The organism is Archangium violaceum (genome assembly GCF_016887565.1).
Lineage (GTDB): Bacteria > Myxococcota > Myxococcia > Myxococcales > Myxococcaceae > Archangium > Archangium violaceum_B.
Genome location: NZ_CP069396.1, coordinates 9,697,370 through 9,715,945 on the forward strand (window position 1 = coordinate 9,697,370; position 18,576 = coordinate 9,715,945).

Annotated in this window: 15 protein-coding genes and 1 tRNA gene; 10 read left to right on the plus strand and 6 right to left on the minus strand. The window is 69.3% G+C overall.

Annotated features, from left to right (window positions below; all coding sequences use genetic code 11):
* Positions 1-2: 2 nt before the first annotated feature.
* The 9 genes from JRI60_RS38670 (at position 3) to JRI60_RS38710 (ending at position 11,927) form a co-directional block, all read left to right on the plus strand.
* Positions 3-2,369: a tetratricopeptide repeat protein gene (locus tag JRI60_RS38670; RefSeq protein ID WP_204221037.1), complete on the plus strand. Its 2,367-nt coding sequence runs from the start codon at positions 3-5 to the stop codon at positions 2,367-2,369.
* Entirely contained in the window at positions 2,370-5,711 is a 3,342-nt protein-coding gene (locus tag JRI60_RS38675; protein ID WP_204221038.1) for a tetratricopeptide repeat protein, read from the plus strand.
* A complete protein-coding gene (locus JRI60_RS38680; RefSeq protein ID WP_204221039.1) occupies positions 5,708-7,135 on the plus strand; it encodes a tetratricopeptide repeat protein in 1,428 nt (475 codons plus the stop codon). Before JRI60_RS38675 ends, JRI60_RS38680 begins: the two co-directional genes overlap by 4 nt.
* Before the next feature lie 8 nt (positions 7,136-7,143).
* A complete protein-coding gene (locus JRI60_RS38685) occupies positions 7,144-7,410 on the plus strand; it encodes a hypothetical protein (RefSeq protein WP_204221040.1) in 267 nt (88 codons plus the stop codon).
* 26 nt (positions 7,411-7,436) lie between these two features.
* Positions 7,437-8,792, plus strand: coding sequence for an AgmX/PglI C-terminal domain-containing protein (locus tag JRI60_RS38690; RefSeq protein ID WP_204221041.1), 1,356 nt, complete (start codon positions 7,437-7,439; stop codon positions 8,790-8,792).
* A gap of 39 nt (positions 8,793-8,831) precedes the next feature.
* Positions 8,832-9,281, plus strand: a complete 450-nt coding sequence (locus JRI60_RS38695) for a cyclic nucleotide-binding domain-containing protein (protein WP_204221042.1) — start codon at positions 8,832-8,834, stop codon at positions 9,279-9,281.
* Positions 9,282-9,355: 74 nt separating this feature from the next.
* Positions 9,356-9,898: a hypothetical protein gene (locus JRI60_RS38700; protein ID WP_204221043.1), complete on the plus strand. Its 543-nt coding sequence runs from the start codon at positions 9,356-9,358 to the stop codon at positions 9,896-9,898.
* A 120-nt stretch (positions 9,899-10,018) separates the two neighbouring features.
* Entirely contained in the window at positions 10,019-11,296 is a 1,278-nt protein-coding gene (locus tag JRI60_RS38705; protein ID WP_204221044.1) for a hypothetical protein, read from the plus strand.
* Between the two features lie 13 nt (positions 11,297-11,309).
* Positions 11,310-11,927 carry a polysaccharide biosynthesis/export family protein gene (locus tag JRI60_RS38710; protein WP_204221045.1) on the plus strand — a complete coding sequence of 206 codons (618 nt, stop codon included), beginning with the start codon at positions 11,310-11,312 and terminating at the stop codon, positions 11,925-11,927.
* A gap of 4 nt (positions 11,928-11,931) precedes the next feature.
* Here the strand turns inward: JRI60_RS38710 and JRI60_RS38715 are convergent, their stop codons facing one another.
* From JRI60_RS38715 to JRI60_RS38740, 6 genes are all read right to left on the minus strand, one after another.
* The gene (locus JRI60_RS38715) at positions 11,932-12,756 is read right to left on the minus strand and encodes an inositol monophosphatase family protein (protein WP_204221046.1); all 825 of its coding nucleotides are present in this window, start codon (positions 12,754-12,756) and stop codon (positions 11,932-11,934) included.
* A gap of 15 nt (positions 12,757-12,771) precedes the next feature.
* Positions 12,772-13,332 (minus strand): TlpA family protein disulfide reductase, encoded by a 561-nt coding sequence (locus JRI60_RS38720; RefSeq protein WP_204221047.1) that lies wholly within the window; start codon positions 13,330-13,332, stop codon positions 12,772-12,774.
* A 2-nt stretch (positions 13,333-13,334) separates the two neighbouring features.
* The gene (gene mpl / locus JRI60_RS38725) at positions 13,335-14,801 is read right to left on the minus strand and encodes a UDP-N-acetylmuramate:L-alanyl-gamma-D-glutamyl-meso-diaminopimelate ligase (RefSeq protein ID WP_204221048.1); all 1,467 of its coding nucleotides are present in this window, start codon (positions 14,799-14,801) and stop codon (positions 13,335-13,337) included.
* Positions 14,794-15,969 (minus strand): serine hydrolase domain-containing protein, encoded by a 1,176-nt coding sequence (locus JRI60_RS38730; RefSeq protein ID WP_204221049.1) that lies wholly within the window; start codon positions 15,967-15,969, stop codon positions 14,794-14,796. The genes mpl and JRI60_RS38730 overlap by 8 nt, the downstream gene beginning before the upstream one ends.
* The gene (locus JRI60_RS38735) at positions 15,966-16,877 is read right to left on the minus strand and encodes a S66 peptidase family protein (protein WP_204221050.1); all 912 of its coding nucleotides are present in this window, start codon (positions 16,875-16,877) and stop codon (positions 15,966-15,968) included. The genes JRI60_RS38730 and JRI60_RS38735 overlap by 4 nt, the downstream gene beginning before the upstream one ends.
* A 118-nt stretch (positions 16,878-16,995) precedes the next feature.
* On the minus strand, positions 16,996-18,135 hold the full coding sequence (locus JRI60_RS38740) for an RsmB/NOP family class I SAM-dependent RNA methyltransferase (RefSeq protein WP_430384341.1): 1,140 nt from the start codon (positions 18,133-18,135) through the stop codon (positions 16,996-16,998).
* A gap of 198 nt (positions 18,136-18,333) precedes the next feature.
* Here JRI60_RS38740 and JRI60_RS38745 point away from each other — a divergent pair.
* Positions 18,334-18,406: transfer RNA gene (locus JRI60_RS38745), tRNA-Asn, on the plus strand.
* Positions 18,407-18,576: the final 170 nt, after the last annotated feature.

An 18,576-nucleotide genomic window follows, 5' to 3' on the forward strand; every position in this document is an offset into this window, starting at 1 on the left:
CCTTGAGCACGTCGCGCCTCCCAGCCCTCCTGCTCGCGGCGGCCACCTTCGCCGCCCCGGGGCCCTCGCGCGCCAAGGAGGCCGCGCCCGCCCCTGGCCCGTCCCCCCTCGAGCTGTCCACGCGGCTGGAGCAGGTCTCCGGACGGATCGGTGCGGCCGAGGAGGAGCTGCGCTTCGTCGAGGCGCAGTACACCGAGCGCCCCGAGCCGAGCGAGGACGAGGTGCTGCTGCGGCGCTTCTCCAACGGGGAGATCCAGTACCTGCTGAACGACTGGGACACCACGTCGGTGCTCTTCTACGACCTGGTGGGCGACCCGAAGTTCCGCGCCCATGCGCGCTACCCGGACGCGCTCTTCTACCTGGCGGACTCGCTCTACCAGCAGAAGAACTACATCGCCGCGCGCATCTACCTGCGCGAGCTGCTCTCGCTCAAGGACACCCGCCGCTACCGGGACGCGCTCACGCGCTACCTGGAGATCGCCGGCAGGCTCAATCAGTTCACGGGGCTCGACGTGCACATCCAGAAGGCGCGGAGCCTGTCGGGTGGGCAGATGCCGCCGGAGCTGGAGTACGTCTACGCCAAGTGGCTCTTCAAGCGGACGGACCTGCCGGACAAGGAGCGGCGCGAGCGGACGCGCGCGGTCTTCCAGTCGCTGGCCAACACCCCTGGCGGACGCTTCCAGAAGCAGAGCGCGTACTTCCTCGGCGTGCTGTCCGTGCAGGAAGGCGACTACGCGGGCGCCGTGGAGCGGTTCCGCCCCCTGGCCGCCAGTACCTCCGAGGAGCCGGAGCTCGCCGGGCTCGAGGACCTGGTCAACCTCTCCCTGGGACGGCTCCTCTACGAGCTGGGCCGGCATGACGAGGCGCTCGACCATTACGGGCGGATCTCCCGCCAGAGCGAGTCCTTCGTCGAGTCGCTCTACGAGATCGCCTGGGTGCACGTGAAGAAGGGGGACTTCGAGCAGGCGAAGAACGCCATCGACATCCTCCTGCTGGTGGAGCCGGACGGGGCGCTGGCGCCCGACGCCCGGCTCCTGCAAGGCAACCTGCAGCTCAAGACGCAGCGCTACGAGGAGGCCACCTCCGCGTACGAGGGCGTCATCAGCACCTACAAGCCGGTGCGCGACCAGATGGACGCGCTGCTGAAGGTGAACCAGGACCCCATCGCGTACTTCGACAACCTGCTGGCGCACAACGAGCGCACGCTGGACGTCACCATGCTGCTGCCACCGCTGGCGCTGAAGTCCGCCACCACCCAGAAGGAAGTGGCGGACGCGGTGCGGATGGTGAAGGACGTCGATGCCAGCCGCCAGGGCGTGGAAGACTCACGCACCATCGCCCTGCACATCCTCCAGGCCCTGGACGAGCGCGGCCTCCAGGTGTTCCCCGTGCTGCAGGAGGGCTACATCCGGGCGGACGCGGTGGACAGCGCGCTCGCGAGGGCGGAGCAGCTCCTGGTGCAGGTGGAGAGTGACGTGCTGCAGAGCCGGCTCACGCCCGAGGCGCGCACCGCGCTGGAGAGCGTGCGCCAGGAGCGCGAGGTCCTGCGCGCGCGCTTCGCCAGCATCCCCGCCAGCCAGGAGGAGATCGAATCCCGACGCGAGCGGCTGCAGGCGCACGTGGACGAGCTGGACCGCGAGGCCTTCCGGCTGGGACACGAGCTGCAGAGCATGACGGCCATCTCCACCGCGATGCGCAAGTGGGTGCAGGACACGCGTGAGGAGCGCCGCACCACGCCCGAGGACGAGAAGCAGTTCCTCGAGCAGCTCCGCGCGGAGGAGGAGAAGGTGGCGGTGCTCCAGGACGAGGTGCGGAAGCTGCGCTCGCTGTTGGCCGACGAGCGCACCTCCGCCAATGCCTTCGTCTCGGGCGAGGGCGTCATCCGCGCGAAGTACCGCGAGACGCTCGAGCGGGAGCACGCGTTGTTGATGACGGCCGAGGGACGGCTGTCCGGGGACGACGCGGCGCTGGTGCAACGAACCCACGAGGTGCGCCAGCGCTCCGAGGCCCTGCGCCTCCGGGTGGAGAAGGCCCGGCAGGTGCTGCGCGCCCAGGTGGAGCGGCGTGGCAAGGTCATCCGGGACAAGGTGCTGGCCGAGCAGCAATTGCTGCGGGGCTACGACCAGGAGGTGGCCAGCGTGTCCGGCGACGCGCGCAACCTGGTGGGCCGCATCGCCTACGAGAGCTTCCAGAAGGTGCGCCAACAGTTCTATGAGCTCGTCCTGAAGGCGGACGTGGGACTGGTGGACGTGGCCTTCACGCGCAAGCAGGACAAGACGACGCAGATGCAGAAGCTGTCCGCGCAGCAGGGCGAGGAGCTGCGCGCCCTGGAGAAGGAATTCGAGGGAGTCCTCGAGGACGCCAAATAGATGCGCCGCCCCCTGCTGCTCACCCTGCTGACGCTGGCCACCGCGCGGGCCGCCGCCCAGGACGCGGCACGTCCGGAGCCCGCCGCCGAGGCGGCCCCGGCTCCAGCGCCGGAGCAGCCGCGGGCACGCTCGCGCTTCGAGGGCCTGGGCCGCACGCCCGAGCAGGAGAAGCTGCTGGAGGAGCTGAGCGAGGCCGTCCAGCGCTACGAGGAGGAGTCGCGCGAGTTCCGGCAGGAGGTGCAGCAGCTCATCGAGCGCAAGTACCAGCAGAAGCGCGACCAACTGTCGAAGTCGTACGAGAAGGCCATTTCCGAAGTGGAGGCGCGGCAGCGCCAGGATCGGCTGGAGGCCATCGCGCGCTTCGAGGAGTTCCTCCGGCGCTACCCCAACGAGCCGCGCTACACGCCGGACGTGATGTTCCGCCTGGCGGAGCTGTACTTCGAGCGCTCCAGCGATACGCACATGCTGGCCCAGCGCCAGCAAACGGAACAGCTGAACAACCTCCCCGAGGGCGCCGAGCCTCCGCCCGAGCCCCAACCGGACTTCAACCCGTCCATCGAGCTCTACAAGCAGCTCATCGCCCGCTTCCCGGACTACCGGCTCAACGACGGCGCCTGGTACCTGCTCGGCTACTGCCTGGAGCAGCAGAACGCCTTCGAGGACAGCCGCGCCGCCTACCAGCAGCTCATCGCCCGCTACCCCACCAGCCGCTTCACCACCGAGGCCTGGGTACGCATCGGCGAGTACTACTTCGACGCCTACAACGAGCCGGATGCGCTCGCCAAGGCGGCAGCGGCCTACGAGCAGGCCATCAAGAACACCTCGCACCCGCTCTACGACAAGGCCCTCTACAAGCTGGGGTGGACGTACTACCGCATGGACCTCTTCGACGAGGCGGTCACCCGCTTCGTCACGCTGATGGACTTCTACGAGGCCCAGCGCGCCGCCAAGGGCGACGAGGCGGGCGGTGGAGACCTGCGCAAGGAGGCGCTCCAGTACACCGCCATCTCCTTCGCCGACGAGACGTGGGGCGGCCTCGACAAGGCCCAGGCGTTCTTCGCGAGGATCGGCCCCCGGCCCTATGAGGCCGAGGTGTACCGCCGCCTGGGCGACGTCTACTTCGACCAGACCAACCACGACGCGGCCATCACCGCCTACCGGCTCGTGTTGCAGAAGGACCCGCTCGCGCCGGACGCGCCGCAGCTTCAGCAGAAGATCGTCCAGGCCTACCAGCGCGACCGCAAGCTGACGGAAGCCACCGCCGAGTCCCAGAAGCTCTCCGAGCTCTACTCGCCCGGCTCCGAGTGGTACCAGAAGTACCAGAACGAGCCGGATGTGCTGGCCGCCGCGGACGAGCTCGCCGAGAAGAGCCTCACCGCCAGCGCCTTCTACCACCACGAGCAGGCACGGGTGTTCAAGAAGGAGGGCAAGCTCGACGAGGCCACGGCGAGCTTCAAGACGGCCGCCATCGCCTACGGCAAGTACCTGCAGCGCTTCCCGCGCAGCAAGAACGCCTACGAGATGGAGTACTACTACGCCGACTGCCTCTACTTCTCGCTCCAGTTCGGCGAGGCGGCGAAGCACTACGAGGCCGTGCGTGACTCGACCCTGGGCAAGAAGTACTTCGCCGACTCGACCCAGAGCGCGGTGTTCTCCTGGCAGAAGCAGCTCGATGCGGACATCAAGGCCGGCAAGCAGCCTCCACGCCCCCCTCTGCTCTCCAAGGATCGCCCCGAGGGCCAGAAGGTGCAGCCCTCGCCGCTCTCCGACCTGGAAGAGAAGCTGGTGGCCGCTTCGGACGTGTACGTGGCGAAGCTGCCGAAGGACGAGCGCGCCCCCAAGGTCGCCTACACGGCGGCGGAGCTGTACTACGCCCACGACGACTTCCCCGAGGCACGCCGGCGCTTCGAGGCCATCATCCAGTCATACCCCCAGCACGAGGTGGCCCGCTTCTCCACCAACCTCGTCGTGGAGACATTCCTCATCGACAAGGACTGGAGGGGCCTTGAGGAAGTCAGTGGCAAGCTCGCCGACAACAAGGGCGTCATCGACCCCAACAGCCACATCCACAAGGAACTGGTCGGCCACAAGCTCTCCGGCCGCTTCAAGCTCGCCGACCAGTTGCTCGCCGAGGGCAAGTACGAGGAGGCCGCCGCCAAGTACCTCCAGCTCGTGAACGAGGCCCCCCAACACGAGTTCGCCGACAAGGCCCTCAACAACGCCGCCGTGGCCTATGAGAAGACGCGCCGCTTCGACTCGGCCCTCAAGCTGTACGAGCGCGTCTTCCGCGAGTACCCCTCCTCGTCCCTGGCCGCCGGAGCGCTCTTCCGCGTGGCGGTGAACGCGGAGAGCTCGTACGACTTCGACAAGGCGGTGAACAGCTACCAGAAGCTGGTGAAGGACTACCCCGCCTCGAAGGACCGCGAGGCCGCGCTCTTCAACGCCGCGCGCCTGCTCGAGGGCCAGCAGCGCTACACCGAGGCCGCCGCCGCATTCCAGCGCTACGCCGACCTCTTCCCCAACGCCGAGGACGCCCCGCGCAACCAGTTCCAGGCCGCCGTCGTCCTGGAGAAGCAGGAGGACTGGAAGGGCGAAATCCGCACGCTGGAGGCCTTCGTCCGCAAGTTCGCCTCGCGGCCCGCGCAGGTGGAGCTCGTGGTGGACGCGAAGCGCCGCATGGGCAACGCGTGGATGAAGCTGAAGAACGAAAAGGAGGCCCTGCGCGCCTACGAGTCCGCCGCCTCCGAGTTCGACCGCCGCAAGCTCCAACCGGATGCCCAGCCGCTCGCCGCGGACGCAGCCGCCTACAGCCGCTTCCAGCTCGCCGAGGCCGAGTTCCGCAAGTTCGACAAGCTCAAGATCGGTGGCAAGGGCAAAGCGCTCGAGCGCAGCTTCACGGACAAACGCGCCGGGGTGAAGTCCGTCAACGAGGCCTACGCCCGCGTCTTCCCCTACAAGCGCCTGGAGTGGACGCTCGCCGCGCTGTACCGCCGCGGCTACGCCCTGGAGCGCTTCGCCAACACCATCATCGAGACCCCCATCCCTCCGGACGTGAAGCGGCTCGGTGAGGAGGCGGTGGTGGCCTACCAGGACATGCTCTCGCAGCAGACGGCGGCGCTCGAGGACGGGGCCGTCGAGAGCTACACGGCCACCCTCCAGGAGGCGCGAAAGAACCGCCTCGCCAACGAGTGGACCAAGAAGACGCTCGAGGCGCTCAACCGCTTCCGGCCCAACGAGTACCCGGTGCTCAAGGAGGCGAAGAACGCCATCGCCTCGGAGCCGCTCTATCCCGAGGGCTTGTTGGACGGTCCAGGCGCCTCCACCAAGGGAGGTGCGAAATGAGCATGCGCCGACTGCTCGCTCCATGCCTTCTGTTGCTCGCCTCCGCTTGCGCCACCACGCCCGATGCGGGTCCGGACACCAGGTCCCCCGCCACCGCTTCCGCCGTCTCCACTCCGGACACGAGTCCCCCAGCCGGTGAGTCCAATAAGCAGACCGCTCCGGCTCCCGAGAAGGACACAGCCCAGAAGGCAACCCCACCTCCCGCGGATCTGCTGTCCGTGGCCCAGCGTGGCGAGCTGACCACCGCCGAGTCCGCGATGAGGACGAATGCGGACCAGCAGCCGAAGGACGCCACCGCCTGGACGAACCTCGGCATCGTCCAGGAGCGTCTGGGCAAGAACGACGAGGCCGAGCGCGCCTACCGTCAGGCCCTGGCACTGAAACCGGAGCAACAGGCCGCCTGGGACAACCTCACCCGCCTCCAGTGCCGTACCGGCCGCGCCGCCCAGGCCGAGGCGCGGCTCCGTGAGCAGCTCCAGGCGAAGCCCGACGCCATCGCCCCGCACATCGCGCTCGTGCAGGCGCTGTTGTGCCAGAAGAAGCTCGACGCGGCCGTCACCGAGGCCAAGCGTGTCCTCAAGGCCGACGAGCGCAACGTGCGCGCCATGCAACTGCTCGCCCAGGTGTACTACCGCGAGCGCAAGTACGAGCTGGCCAGGATGGTGCTCGACAACGCCCGGGAGATCGCCCCGGACGACCCCGCCACGCACAACGCCCTGGGGCTGGTGCTGCTCGGGCTCAAGGCGAAACCCGCCGCCCTGGAGTCCTTCAAGAAGGCCGCGGAGCTGAAGCCAGACTTCGCCGAGGCGCGCAACAACCTCGGCGCCCTGCTCAACGAGGCCGAGGACTACGCCGCCGCCAGCCAGGAGCTCGAGGCCGCCGTCCAGGCCGCGCCCGACTTCGTCTCCGCCCGGCTCAACCTCGGCAACGCCTGGCGCGGCCAGGGGGACTTCGCCCGTGCACTCGCCGAGTACCAACAGGTGCTCCGCCTCGCGCCGGACCTGCCGGACACCTACTTCAACCTCGCCATCCTCCACCTCGACGCCGAGCCACGGGACATGGACGCCACCGTCCGGCTCCAGACCGCCCTCACCTTCTTCGACCAGTACCGCTCCAAGGGCGGCCAGGACGAGCGCGTGGACGACTACGTCAAGGAGGCCAAGAAGGGTATCCAGCGGGAGGAGAAGCGCCGCGAACGCGAGAAGAAGGAGCAGCTCCGCAAGGCCCAGAAGGCCGAGGACGAACAGAAGAAGGCCGCCGAGGCCCAGGCGACAGACACCCAGCCCTCCAAGGCCGAGGCCCAGTCCAAGGCCGACGCTCCGGCACCCGATTCCGCCCAATCTCCTACACCTGCCCCCAAGAAGCGCACGCCCCCTGCCCGGCCGGCCCCGGGCTCGGGTAGAGTGGCCGAGGACAAGAAGTGAGCCCTCCCATGCGCCCAGCCCTCGCCCTGCTGCTGCTGCTCGCCTCCGCGCCCGTGCTGGCGCAGGACCCGGCCGCCTCCAGCTCCGAGTCCAAGGACAAGGAGACCAAGAAGAAGAAGGTCATCCGTCTGGACGCCATCACCGTCGAGGGCCGCATCCAGAAGCCCCAGGCCTTCTACGTTCTCCCTCGCGGCAACCTGAACTTCGACGAGCTCAACAAGTCCGAGAGCTTCGTGCCCAAGGTCGTCAAGAGCGTGGAGAAGGAACCTTTCTAGGGTAGGAAGGGTCCCAGAGAAGAAACATGGCTTCCCCTCAGCAGAGCCGGATCCTCCGTGTCGGTCTCGTCCAGGATGGGCGCATCCTCGAGGAGCGCCTCCTGCGCAAGCCCGGCAACTTCACCGTCGGCCAGGATCCGAAGAACTCCCTCGTCCTGCCCCTTCCGGACCTGCCGGCCAGCTTCCCCGTCTTCGAGTACAAGGCCAACCAGTACAACCTGGTCTTCACCGACGACATGCAGGGCCGGGTGAACCTCGGCTCCTCGGACGTGGACTTCCAGGCGCTGCGCAAGCAGGGCATGGCCATGGAGCGCGCGGACCAGTACGTCCTGCCCCTCCAGGAGAGTGCCCGCGGAGTCGTTCAGCTCGACAAGGACCTGCGCCTCTTCTTCCAGTTCGTCACGCCCCCTCCCGACTCCGAGAAGCTCAAGCTCCCTCCGGACCTCCAGGGCGGCAGCTGGCGGACCATGGACCGGATGTTCTTCGGCATCCTGGCCGCCTCGCTCCTGCTGCACTTCTCCGGCGCGGCGGTGATCATCGCGTCCAAGCCTCCACCCGAGCCCGAGCTCGAGCTGGATCAGCTGGATGACCGCTTCGCCCGCGTGTTCATTCCTCCGCCCAAGCAGGAGGAGCCCAAGAAGCAGGCCAACGAGACCGCCCAGGCCGCGGCCCCCGAGAAGAAGCCCGACAAGCAGAAGGCCACCGAAGAGAAGCCCGCGGAGACCGCGTCCAAGCCCTCCACCCCGGAGGAGGCCGCCGCCCGGCGCGCCGAGGTGGCGAAGAAGGTGGCCGGCAAGGGCCTCTTGAAGATCCTGGGCTCCTCGGGCGGTGGCGGTGGCGCGTTCTCGGACGTACTCGGTGGCAGCACCGGCGGCGGAGACATCGCGTCGGCGCTGGCCGGCGCGGGCGGCGTGGGCATCGCCAATCAGGCCGCGGTGGGCTCCGGCGGCCCGCGCGGCGGTGGCAGCGGCAGCGTGGCCGGCATCGGCGACCTCGGCACCAGCGGCGGCGGCAAGGTGGACCTGGGCACCAAGAAGGAGGCCGAGATCTCCGGCCGTGTCACCAGCGCCACCCCCGAGGTGGACAGCGCCGACGTGGACCGCGACGCGCTCAGCCGCTACATCAAGGCCCGCCTCAAGGCCATCCAGAACTGCTACGAGAAGGAGCTCAAGCGCAACCCCAACCTCAAGGGCAAGGTGACGGTGCGCTTCAACATCATGCCTTCCGGGCGCGCCGGGGACATCGAAATCGAGGAAAACACCCTGGGCAGCGACGCGGTGGGCAGTTGCATCCGCACCGTCGTGCGCGGCTGGGTGTTCCCCTTCAAACCAGATGACGAAGTCTCGGTGGCCTACCCGTTCCTCTTCTCGCCCGGAGGATAGGCTCGGAGCGGCAACCTGAATCCCGGGGGGTCGGGAGACATGGAAAAGCTGGCCGTCATTTCATCCTCGCCGCTGTTCGAGATGCTCTCCAGCACGGAGCTGGCGCATCTGGCCGAGCTGGCCGAGCAGCGGCGCTACACCGATGGGGAGCTCATCTTCGAGGAAGGTGAGCTGGGCGACAGCCTCTACGTCATCGTGCGCGGCGAGGTGGAGGTGGTGCGGCGCGATGGCGGCGGAGTGCCCCGGCCCCTCACGGTGCTCACCGCTCCGGACTTCTTCGGGGAGATGAGCCTCATCGACAAGGAGTACCGCTCCGCCACGGTGCGGGCACGCACGGAGGCGGTGCTGCTGCGGCTCACCACCCAGCATCTGTCCACCTTCCGTCAGACCCACCGCGACGGCTTCACCTTCGTCGTCATCAACATCGCGCGCATCCTGTCGGCGCGGGTGCGCGAGGCCAATGCCCGGCTCGCGGCCAGGCAGGCGTGAGCGGCTCCGCGTTGACACCCCCGGCCCGGCTCTCTAGCGTCGAGCCCGTGCGCCGCGCCCCAGGAGTGAAGGACATGCGCTACATCGGAATGCTGGCGGTGGTGCTCATGAGCGGGCTGGCGGTGGCACAGTCCGCTCCCCGTCCCGCGCCCATCCTGGAGAAGGCCAGCGACGTACCGGATCCGGACAAGCTCAAGCGCAGCACCCAGGCGCTCACCGGCATGCGCGACGTGCTCCGGGACGTGCTGGGCAAGCTCGAGGAGGCCCGGCGCGCCAAGGACGTGGTGAAGCTCAACTGCGTCAACGAGAAGCTCACTCAAATCAAGGGCCTGCTGCGCATCTCCGAGCAGGCCGATGTGGCGCTCCAGGAGGCCGTGGCCCGGCAGGAGGCCGCCTCCAGCCAGCACGAGTACACCAAGGTGATGATCGCCCAACAGAAGGTGACCCAGCTGCGCGGCGAGGCCGAGGAGTGCATCGGGGAGCTCGCCTTCCGCACGGACGAGAACCTGGCGGTGGAGGTGGAGGAGCCCAAGGATCTGCCCGGGGGAGACCCCTCCCGGCCACGTCCCGTCGAGGACGTCGTCGTCCGTGCGCCCCCCGCCAGCCCCGTCAAATGATTCCAGCCCGGTTGCCGCCCCTACCTGCGAGCCTCCGAGGCCTCTGGGGCACGAGGAAGTCATTTCAGGTGGTAGGGATGTGCGTGCTATGACCGCGGGCTCGGGGTTTCGACCGTTTTCATGACGCAGCCAGCCAACAAGAGGGCCCGGTCCAGGGTCGGATGCCTGCTGGCGATGGTGGCGCTGTGGCCCGTACTCGCGTTCGGACAGTCCTCGCCGATCGGCATGGGCGGCAACGGCCTCAAGGTAGGTGAGGGCCGACTGCACCCGACGTTCGACCTCGAGATGAGGGTGGACAGCGCGGCCGGCTATTTCCCGCCACCGGGTAACACGACCCCCGGTGTGGTGACGGACACGCTCTCCGGCGAGGCCCTGCTGCACATCCGGCCCGGGTTCGTGCTGGAGCTGCCCGGCTCCACGGTGTCCGTGGACCTGAAGGGCTACGTGGACTACGTCCACTACACCGGCCTGCTGACGCCCGGTTCCACCGCCGTCTCCCACATCGAGGGGCTGGGGGATCTCAAGCTCACCTTCAACCGTGAATCGCCGGTGTCCGTGGAGGTGGGAGACCACTTCGAGCGCTCGGACCGCACGACCAGCGCGGCGATCGGCGCGGGCGTGCTGTCCCTCTTCAACGAGGCCCGGTTGGCCGTGCCGCTGCGGCCCGGCGGCGGCGCCCTGGAAGTGACGCCCCAGGTGTCGTGGGGCGTGGAGCTCTTCAAGCCGCTCGGAGGCCTCGCTCCGATAGGTTGCGACAACGCGCCCGTGTGCGACCCCACACAGGTGAACGGCTTCGACTACAGCAACCTGCGGGCGAGCCTGCAGGGCCGCTGGCGCTTCCTGCCGAAGACGGCGGTGGTGGTGGACGCCCAGTTCAACTACCGCAGCTACTTCCAGGAGAGAACCGATCCGGCCCTGCTGCTGCACGCGACGGCGGGTGTGGCGGGCCTGGTGACTCCGAAGATCTCCGTGACGGCCAAGGCGGGCTGGGGCAAGGACTTCGGCACCGCCCAGGGCAGCACCCTGCTCGCGCAGCTCGAGGGCACCTACCTCATGAGCCAGACGGCCAGCATCAAGGTCGGCTACGCGCGCGCCCTGGAGCCGGTGGCCACCTTCGGCCTGTTTCGCGATGACCGGGGGTACCTGGAGGGACAGGCCCTGCTCGGCGGCCGACTCACGGTGCGGGGCACCACCTCCCTCGACTTCCTGAGCTTCGGGAACGCATCCCCCCGGAAGGACACCCTCTTCCGGCTGGACGTGGGCCCCCATTACCAGTTCGAGCGATGGCTCATCGGTGGGGTCGGCTACCTGTTGGCCATCCGGGAGTCCTCGGCGTCCGGAACGGGCATCAACTACTCCCGCCACGAAGGGTATCTTCGGGTGACCGTGACGTACTGAGGCGGCCTCCGTGATGCGCACCCCTTCCCTACTCGTGCTGCTGCTCGTCGCGCTGACCGCGTGCCGTACCACCGCGCCCGCCCCGACGACGCTCGACGCCTCGGCGGCCACCGCCGCGACCTCTGACTCCGACGGCTCCGAGACCCGCCGCACCCTGGGCGCCGGAGACCTGGTGGACGTGCGCGTCTACCAGGAGCCGGAGCACTCGGGGGTATGGGCCGTGTCCCCCGAGGGCACCATCGACTACCCGCTGTGCGGGAAGATCCACCTGGCGGGCCTCACCTCCGGCACCGCCGCGGACGCGCTGCGCCAGTGTCTGGCCCGCTACCTGCGCCACCCCGACGTGTCCGTCGCCATCCGCGAGTACAACTCCAAGAAGGTCTTCATCTTCGGCGAGGTGCAGAAGCCGGGCACGTTCACCTATGTGGAGGGGATGACCATCATCGAGGCCATCACCATGGCCGGCGGTCTCACCAAGCTGGCCTCGCCCAACGGCACCCACGTGGCGCGTCAGGCCGAGGGCCAGCAGCAGAAGATCCGCGTCCCGGTGAAGGACATCCGCGACGGGCTGGAGAAGAACTTCTCCCTGCGCCCGGGGGACATCGTCTTCGTGCCGGAGAGCTTCTTCTAGGCGCTCAGGAGACCGGGGCCTTGGGCACCCAGCCGATGTCGGCGAGGAAGCCCTGGCTCTCGGTGAGGAGCTGCTGGGCCAGTCCCGGCGCGCAGGCGAGCACATCCCCAATCCCCACCCGGAAGGGAGCGCCGTCGATGCGCACCATCGTCCCGCCCGCCTCCTGCACCAGCAGCGAGCCCGCCGCCACGTCCCAGGGCTTGAGGCCGAACTCGAAGAAGCCGTCGAAGCGGCCCGCGGCCACGTAGGCCAGGTCCAACGCGGCGCTGCCCGTGCGGCGCATGCCCTGCGCCCGGACGATGAAGCGCCGCAACAGGCCCACCGGTCCCTCGGGCCGCTGGTGCACGTCGTAGGGGAAGCCCGTGCACAGCAGGGAGTGCCCCAGCTCCGTGGTGCTCGAGGCTCGCAGCGGTTGGCCGTTGAGCGTGGCCCCCTCCCCTCGCGCGGCGGAGAAGAGCTCGTTCAACATGGGGTTGTAGATGGCCCCGGCGAGCACTCCGCCTGGCCCCTCCACTCCCACGCTCACGCAGAAGTGCGGCACCCGGTGCGCGTAGTTCGTCGTGCCATCCAGCGGATCGACGATCCACCGCAGGCCCGAGCCCTGCGAGGCCCCGCTCTCCTCGGCCAACACCGCATGGCCCGGGTAGTGCTGGCGGATGAAGCCGAGCACCGTCTCCTCGGCCGCCCGGTCCGCGTCGGTGACCAGGTCGATGCCTCCCTTGTATTCGATGATGCGCTCGCCCTGGAAACGCTCGGCGAGCACCCGTCCGGCGAGCCGGGCTCCCTCCTCGGCGATACGGCGCAGGGTGGCGGGCGACTCGTCGGACATGGCGGCTCCTCCTTCTCAGTTCGCGGGCTCGGCGAGCAGGTGCTCGATCTCCGACTGGTACTTGGCGAGGAACTCCTCGGCGAAGCCCTCGTGGACGTAACGCACCATACCCTTGCGGTCGATGAGCACCGTGGTGGGCATGAGGCGGACCCGCAGCACCTTCTCCGACACCTCGGCGTTGGCGTCGAGGAGCACGGGCAGCGACACCTTCGTCTCCTTCAAGAAGGTGGGGATGGCGCGGGCATCCTCATCCACGTTGAGCGCATACACCTTCAGGCCGCGCGAGGCGTAGTGCTTCGCGAGATCCTCGTACATCGGGAGCGCGTCGCGGCAGGGCTCGCACCAGGTGGCCCACACGTCGAGCAGCACCACGCTGCCCCGGTCACTGGCGATGGCGTGGGGCTCGCCGCCCGGGTAGCGCTTCACGGAGAACTGGAGCGGCGCGGGCGCGGAGGACTCGGACGCCACCAGGGCACTGGAGGCGGTGGCGGGAGCCGCGGGCCCGGTGAGCGGCGGCATCTTCGACGCGCAGCCGGACAGGGCGAGCGCGGCCAGGGTGAGGTGCAGGGGACGCATGGCTACCGCTCCCCCCCGCGCGAGCGCAGCGCGACGAGCAGCTTGTCGATGAAGCCCCCGAAGGCGCCGTTGCTCATGACGAGCAGCACGTCCCCGTACTTCGCCTCGCGCGCCACGCGCTCCACGAGCGAGGGCACGTCCGGGGCATGGTCGGCGGCGATGCCCTGGGCCTTCAGCTCCTCGCAGACGCGGGGCACGTCCAACTCCTCGCCGGTGGGCACCTTGTCATGACGCTCGGGCACCTTGAGGCTGGCCCGCGTCGCGCCGGTGAAGGAGTGCGCGTAGTCCTCCTGGTGGATGTTGCGGCGGCTCGTGTTGGAGCGCGGCTCGAAGATGGCCCACAGCCGGCGCTCCGGGTAGCGGTGGCGGATGGCGGCGATCGTCTCGCGCACCGCCGTGGGGTGGTGCGCGAAGTCGTCCACCACGAGGATGCCGCCCGGCTCCCCGCGCACCTCCTGGCGGCGCTTCACCCCGCGGAAGGTGGCCAGTCCCTTGGCGATCTCCCCGAAGGTGAGGCCCAGCCCGCGCGCCGCGGCGACGACCGCGAGCGTGTTCTCCACGTTGTGCATGCCGGAGAGCGGCAGCAGCGCGGTGCCCAGCGCGGTGCCGCGCTCGACGACCTCGAAGCGGGCACCCTCGGGGCCGAAGCGGATGCCGCGCGGGGTGTAGTCCGCCGCCGCGCCCTCCTTGGCCACGTACGTCACCACCTGGCCCTGGCACGCCTTCGCCAGCTCCATGGCGTTGGGGTACGCGGTGCACACCACCAGCCGGCCGTCCTTCGGAATCAACCGGATGAACTTGTCGAAGGTGGCCTCGTAGTGCGGCAGGTCCTTGAAGATGTCCGCGTGGTCGAACTCCACGCTGGTGAGGATGGCCGTCTTCGGACGGTAGTGGAGGAACTTGGAGCCCTTGTCCCAGTACGCGGTGTCGTACTCGTCACCCTCGACGACGAAGTGCTGCCCCTTCCCCACCCGGTAGTTGCCCGAGTAGTTCTGCGTGACACCGCCCACCAGGAAGCTCGGATCCCTCCCGGCCTCCACCAGGACGTGCGCCATGAGCGAGGACGTGGTCGTCTTGCCGTGCGTGCCCGCCACCACGACGGAGTGCGAGCGGTCCAGGAAGAGCGAGCCGAGCGCGGCCGGGAAGCTCATCTGGGGAATGCGGCGCTCGCGGACGGCGGTGGCCTCGGGGTTCACCCGGCGGATGACGTTGCCGATGATGACGAGGTCCGGCTTCGCGACGTCGAGGTTCTCCGGGCTGTACGGGGTGAGCGCCTGGATGCCCCAGTTGCGGAGCATGTCGCTCATGGGCGGGTAGACGTTCTCGTCGCTGCCGGTGACTTCGTACCCGGCGGACTTGAGCATGCCGGCGAACGAGCCCATGCCGGTGCCGGCCACGCCGACGAGGTGGATGCGGCGCACGGCGCCGGGGGAGATGGTTTCGAGGACGTTGCCGTTGTCGTCAGCCATGTGCTTTCGGGGTCAGGTCGTTGAGGCCGAGTGCTTCCACGACGAGGTCGTGGAAGACGGGACGGAATTCGCGGATGCGCAGCTCCTTGCGGCCGTGCGCCACGCGGTTGGTGACGAGCGCCACCACGAGGGTGCGGCGCAGATCCACCCAGAGGCTCGTGCCGGTGAAGCCGAGGTGGCCCACCGCGCCCGGCGGAGTGTCGCCGATGAAGTGGCCCGCGCTGGACAGGCCCTGGGAGGGCGAGTCGAAGCCCATGGAGCGGGTGCTGCCCTGCACGATGGAATCCGACGCCAGCGCGCGGTGCCAGAGCGGCCCCGGAGCGAGGCTCGGGTCTCCCGCGCAGCCGGAGAGGACGGCCTGGCCGAAGCGGGCCACGTCCACCGCGGTGCCGAAGAGGCCGGCATGGCCACTCACGCCATCCATCACCCAGGCGTTGTCGTCATCCACCTCGCCGGGCACGGCGGGGCGCGAGGGCATCTCGCCCCATAGGCCCTCCTGACCGGGAGCGGGCTCGCGCGGCCGGGTGGCTCCGGTGGGCGCGACGCGGCCATCGGTGGGGAAGTCGGTGAGCCGGTGGAAGCGCGCGGAGAGACCCAGGGGCTCGGCGACATGGCGCGAGAAGAGGACATCCAGGGACGCGCCCCCCACCCGGGCGAGGATCTCCCCCAGGAGGATGAAGCCCACGTCGCTGTAGGCGGTACCGGTGCGCGGAGGAATCGCGAGCGGGGTGCGCGCGGCGGCCTGGATGACCTGCTCGCGGACGCGGGCGCGGGTGGCCGAGGGACACGAGGGCTCGAGGAGCTCGGGGGCGGAGGAGAGCGCCTCGGCGAAGAAGGGCACGAAGGGCGGCAGGCCGGAGCGGTGGTAGAGCAGATCCGCCACCGTGGCGCCCGAGTCCCCCACGGGCGAGCCCGGGAAGAAGCGGGCCACCGGAGTCTCCGGCCCCACCTTCCCCTCGGTCCAGAAGCGCAGGAAGAGCGAGGTGGTGCAGAGCACCTTGGTGACGGAGGCCAGGTCGAAGCGGGTGTCCCCGGTGACGTTGCCGGCCACACCGCCGAAGACCTGGACCCCCCGGTGCATCACCACGGCCTGGGCGGCCGGGAAGATGCCGAGCGTGACGGCCTCCTCGAGGGCACTCTGGAGATTGGCGATGGGGTGACTGCTCATGCCTGCACCGCTCCTTCAAGGAAGGTGAGGCGCGCCACACCGGCATCCAACCGCACCTGGGTGCCCAGCGCGATGGGGTAGTTGGGGATGACGTGGCCGACCGGGAAGCCAGCGGCACAGGGCAGGCCCGTCTCCTCGGCGAGCGAGCGGAGCACGTCGGCGCTGCCGTAGGGGGCGGCCTTCTCATCGCAGTCGGTGAAGTCACCGAGCACGATGCCACGCACCCGCGAGAAGACGCCCGCGAGCCGCAGGTGCGTCCACATGCGGTCGAGCCGGTAGGGGCGCTCGCCCACGTCCTCGAGGAAGAGGACGGCCCCATCGAGCGGGGGCATGTAGGGCGTGCCCAGCAACCGGGAGAACACGGAGAGGTTGCCGCCGAGAAGCGGGCCCTCGACGACGCCGGGCACGTAGGAGGCCTTGCCCTCGAGGGGCGGAGGGGGCTCGGGGGATTCGAGGAGACGGAAGAGATACTCCAGGACCTCGGGAGGCTGCTTGCCCAGGTGGGTGATGACGGGCCCGTGGATGGTGACGCGGCCGAGCCCCTGGAGCGGCAGGTGGAGGGCGGTGATGTCCGAGAAGCCGACGAGCGCGGTGGGCGCGGTGTCCGCGAGCGGGAGCGACGGCAGGAGGCGCATGGCGCCATAGCCACCCCGGGCGCAGAAGACGGCGCGGGCGTCACGGTCTGTGAGGGCGCGGGCCAGCTCCTCGGCCCGGCGGGAATCGGAGCCGGCGAGATAACGCCAGGCCTCGAAGAGATCGGGCCGATGGACAGGCGAGTAGCGCTGTCCGATGACGCCGAGACCGACCTCGAAGCTGGGGAGATCGAAGGGTCCAGCGGGGGCGACGACGTGGACGGTGTCGCGAGGACGCAGCGGGAGGGGCTTGAGCCAACGCACGGGCGCCTTCATAGCACTCGGAGCGAGGGTGTCCGCGTGCTTCGAGCAGGACGTGTCCGAGTGACAACCTCCCCTCTCCCCCCGGGAGAGGGCCAGGGTGAGGGTGCCTGCCCCCTTGGGTTCCAACCCCCTACCCGTCCCCGCGTTCCAACACGGCGGCGAAGAACCCATCGGTCCCGTGCAGATGCGGCGCACAGAACAAAAATCCATCCCGGACACACGAGGGGTCCAACCACCCGGCGCCGGGGGGCACGAGCCGGAACTCGGGGGCCTCGCGAAGGAACCCGAGCACCACCGCCTCGTTCTCGGCGCGATTGACGGTGCAGGTGGCGTAGACCAGCCGCCCGCCGGGGCGTACGAGCCGGCGAGCACGCCGGAGGATGTCCTGTTGCTCCCAAGGCAACACGGACAGGGACGAGGGCTCGAGACGGAAGCGCAGATCCGGCCCGCGCCGAAGGGAGCCCAGCTCCGAGCACGGGGCATCCACGAGCACCCGATCGGCGAGCACCCCCTCGGGAGGAGCCCGGAGCACCTGGACGATGGAGAGGCCCGCCCGGGCGGAGCGCAGCAGGAGCCGATCGAGCCGCTCGGCATCCGGGTCATACGCGAGGAGCCGACCCCGGTTCTCCATGGCGGCGCCGAGCTGGAGCGTCTTGCCCCCGGCCCCGGCGCACAGGTCGAGCACGGTCTCCCCGGGCCGGGCCTCGACGAGGAGCCCGAGGAGCTGACTGCCCTCGTCCTGCACTTCGAAGAGGCCCTCGCGCAGGGAGGTGAGCCCGTAGAGGTTGGGCCTGGGGCCCACGACGTGGAGCGCGAGGGGGCTGAGCGAGCCAGGGCGGGTCTCGACGCTCTCGGAGCGCAGCCGGTGCTCCAGGGCTTCACGAGTGGTGCGGAGCCGATTCACCCGGAGCGTGATGGGGCCGGGGACATTGAGGTGGGCGCAGAAGTCGCCAGCGGAGGGGCCGAGCTCCCGGGTGAAGTGCTCGGCGAGCCAGTCCGGCAGGGAGTACCGGAGGGCGAGGGACGGAGGCTCCTCGGAGACGAGGTCCAGGGGCGCCGCGAGTCCGGCGAGCCGGGCGGCCTCGCCGGCGGGGACACCGGCGAGCCGGTGCAGGAAGGCGAAGAGGAGCGCGGGAGGGGGTGCCTCGGGGTTGGCCAGGAGGAACCCGAGACGACGCCGCCACAGGCCGACGTTGAAGACGACCTCGGCGAGGGCCTGACGCTGCTCGCGGGAGAGGAGCCGGTGGGCGCGGAGGGTGCGATCGAGCACGCGCTCCGCGGCGCCGCCCGAGAGAACCTGGGAGAGGGCCTGGGTGACGATGGGAGCCAGTTCGTCGAGCGCCGACCAGGGAACCGAGCGAAGTCGTGAGAGCGGGTCAAAACGGGATGTTGACAGGACAGGCTCCGTTCTTTAGAAAGCACCTCGTTGTCGCGGCGGGCACCAACAGCCGACGCGCAGCGGACATATTCCCCGATAGCTCAGCCGGTAGAGCGGGTGACTGTTAATCACTAGGTCCGAGGTTCGAGTCCTCGTCGGGGAGCAAGATTCACCAGTAATTTCAGGGCCTTGAACGAAAGTTCAAGGCCCTTTTCATTTGCCCTCCCCTGCCCGTGGGCAAAATACGGGCAACCCCCCGGACGTTCTCCCCAATGGAGGGCGCGGGCGCATGGGTGAAAGCACGGGCAAGAGCCAGGACTACGCGGAGACGTA

Excerpts from the sequence above, each read along its gene's own strand:
- JRI60_RS38675 (WP_204221038.1), top strand. The coding sequence starts at position 2,370 with ATGCGCCGCCCCCTGCTGCTCACCCTGCTGACGCTGGCCACCGCGCGG.
- JRI60_RS38680 (WP_204221039.1), top strand. The coding sequence starts at position 5,708 with ATGAGCATGCGCCGACTGCTCGCTCCATGCCTTCTGTTGCTCGCCTCC.
- JRI60_RS38685 (WP_204221040.1), top strand. The coding sequence starts at position 7,144 with ATGCGCCCAGCCCTCGCCCTGCTGCTGCTGCTCGCCTCCGCGCCCGTG.
- JRI60_RS38690 (WP_204221041.1), top strand. The coding sequence starts at position 7,437 with ATGGCTTCCCCTCAGCAGAGCCGGATCCTCCGTGTCGGTCTCGTCCAG.
- JRI60_RS38695 (WP_204221042.1), top strand. The coding sequence starts at position 8,832 with ATGGAAAAGCTGGCCGTCATTTCATCCTCGCCGCTGTTCGAGATGCTC.
- JRI60_RS38700 (WP_204221043.1), top strand. The coding sequence starts at position 9,356 with ATGCGCTACATCGGAATGCTGGCGGTGGTGCTCATGAGCGGGCTGGCG.
- JRI60_RS38705 (WP_204221044.1), top strand. The coding sequence starts at position 10,019 with ATGACGCAGCCAGCCAACAAGAGGGCCCGGTCCAGGGTCGGATGCCTG.
- JRI60_RS38710 (WP_204221045.1), top strand. The coding sequence starts at position 11,310 with ATGCGCACCCCTTCCCTACTCGTGCTGCTGCTCGTCGCGCTGACCGCG.
- JRI60_RS38715 (WP_204221046.1), bottom strand. The coding sequence starts at position 12,756 with ATGTCCGACGAGTCGCCCGCCACCCTGCGCCGTATCGCCGAGGAGGGA.
- JRI60_RS38720 (WP_204221047.1), bottom strand. The coding sequence starts at position 13,332 with ATGCGTCCCCTGCACCTCACCCTGGCCGCGCTCGCCCTGTCCGGCTGC.
- mpl (WP_204221048.1), bottom strand. The coding sequence starts at position 14,801 with ATGGCTGACGACAACGGCAACGTCCTCGAAACCATCTCCCCCGGCGCC.
- JRI60_RS38730 (WP_204221049.1), bottom strand. The coding sequence starts at position 15,969 with ATGAGCAGTCACCCCATCGCCAATCTCCAGAGTGCCCTCGAGGAGGCC.
- JRI60_RS38735 (WP_204221050.1), bottom strand. The coding sequence starts at position 16,877 with ATGAAGGCGCCCGTGCGTTGGCTCAAGCCCCTCCCGCTGCGTCCTCGC.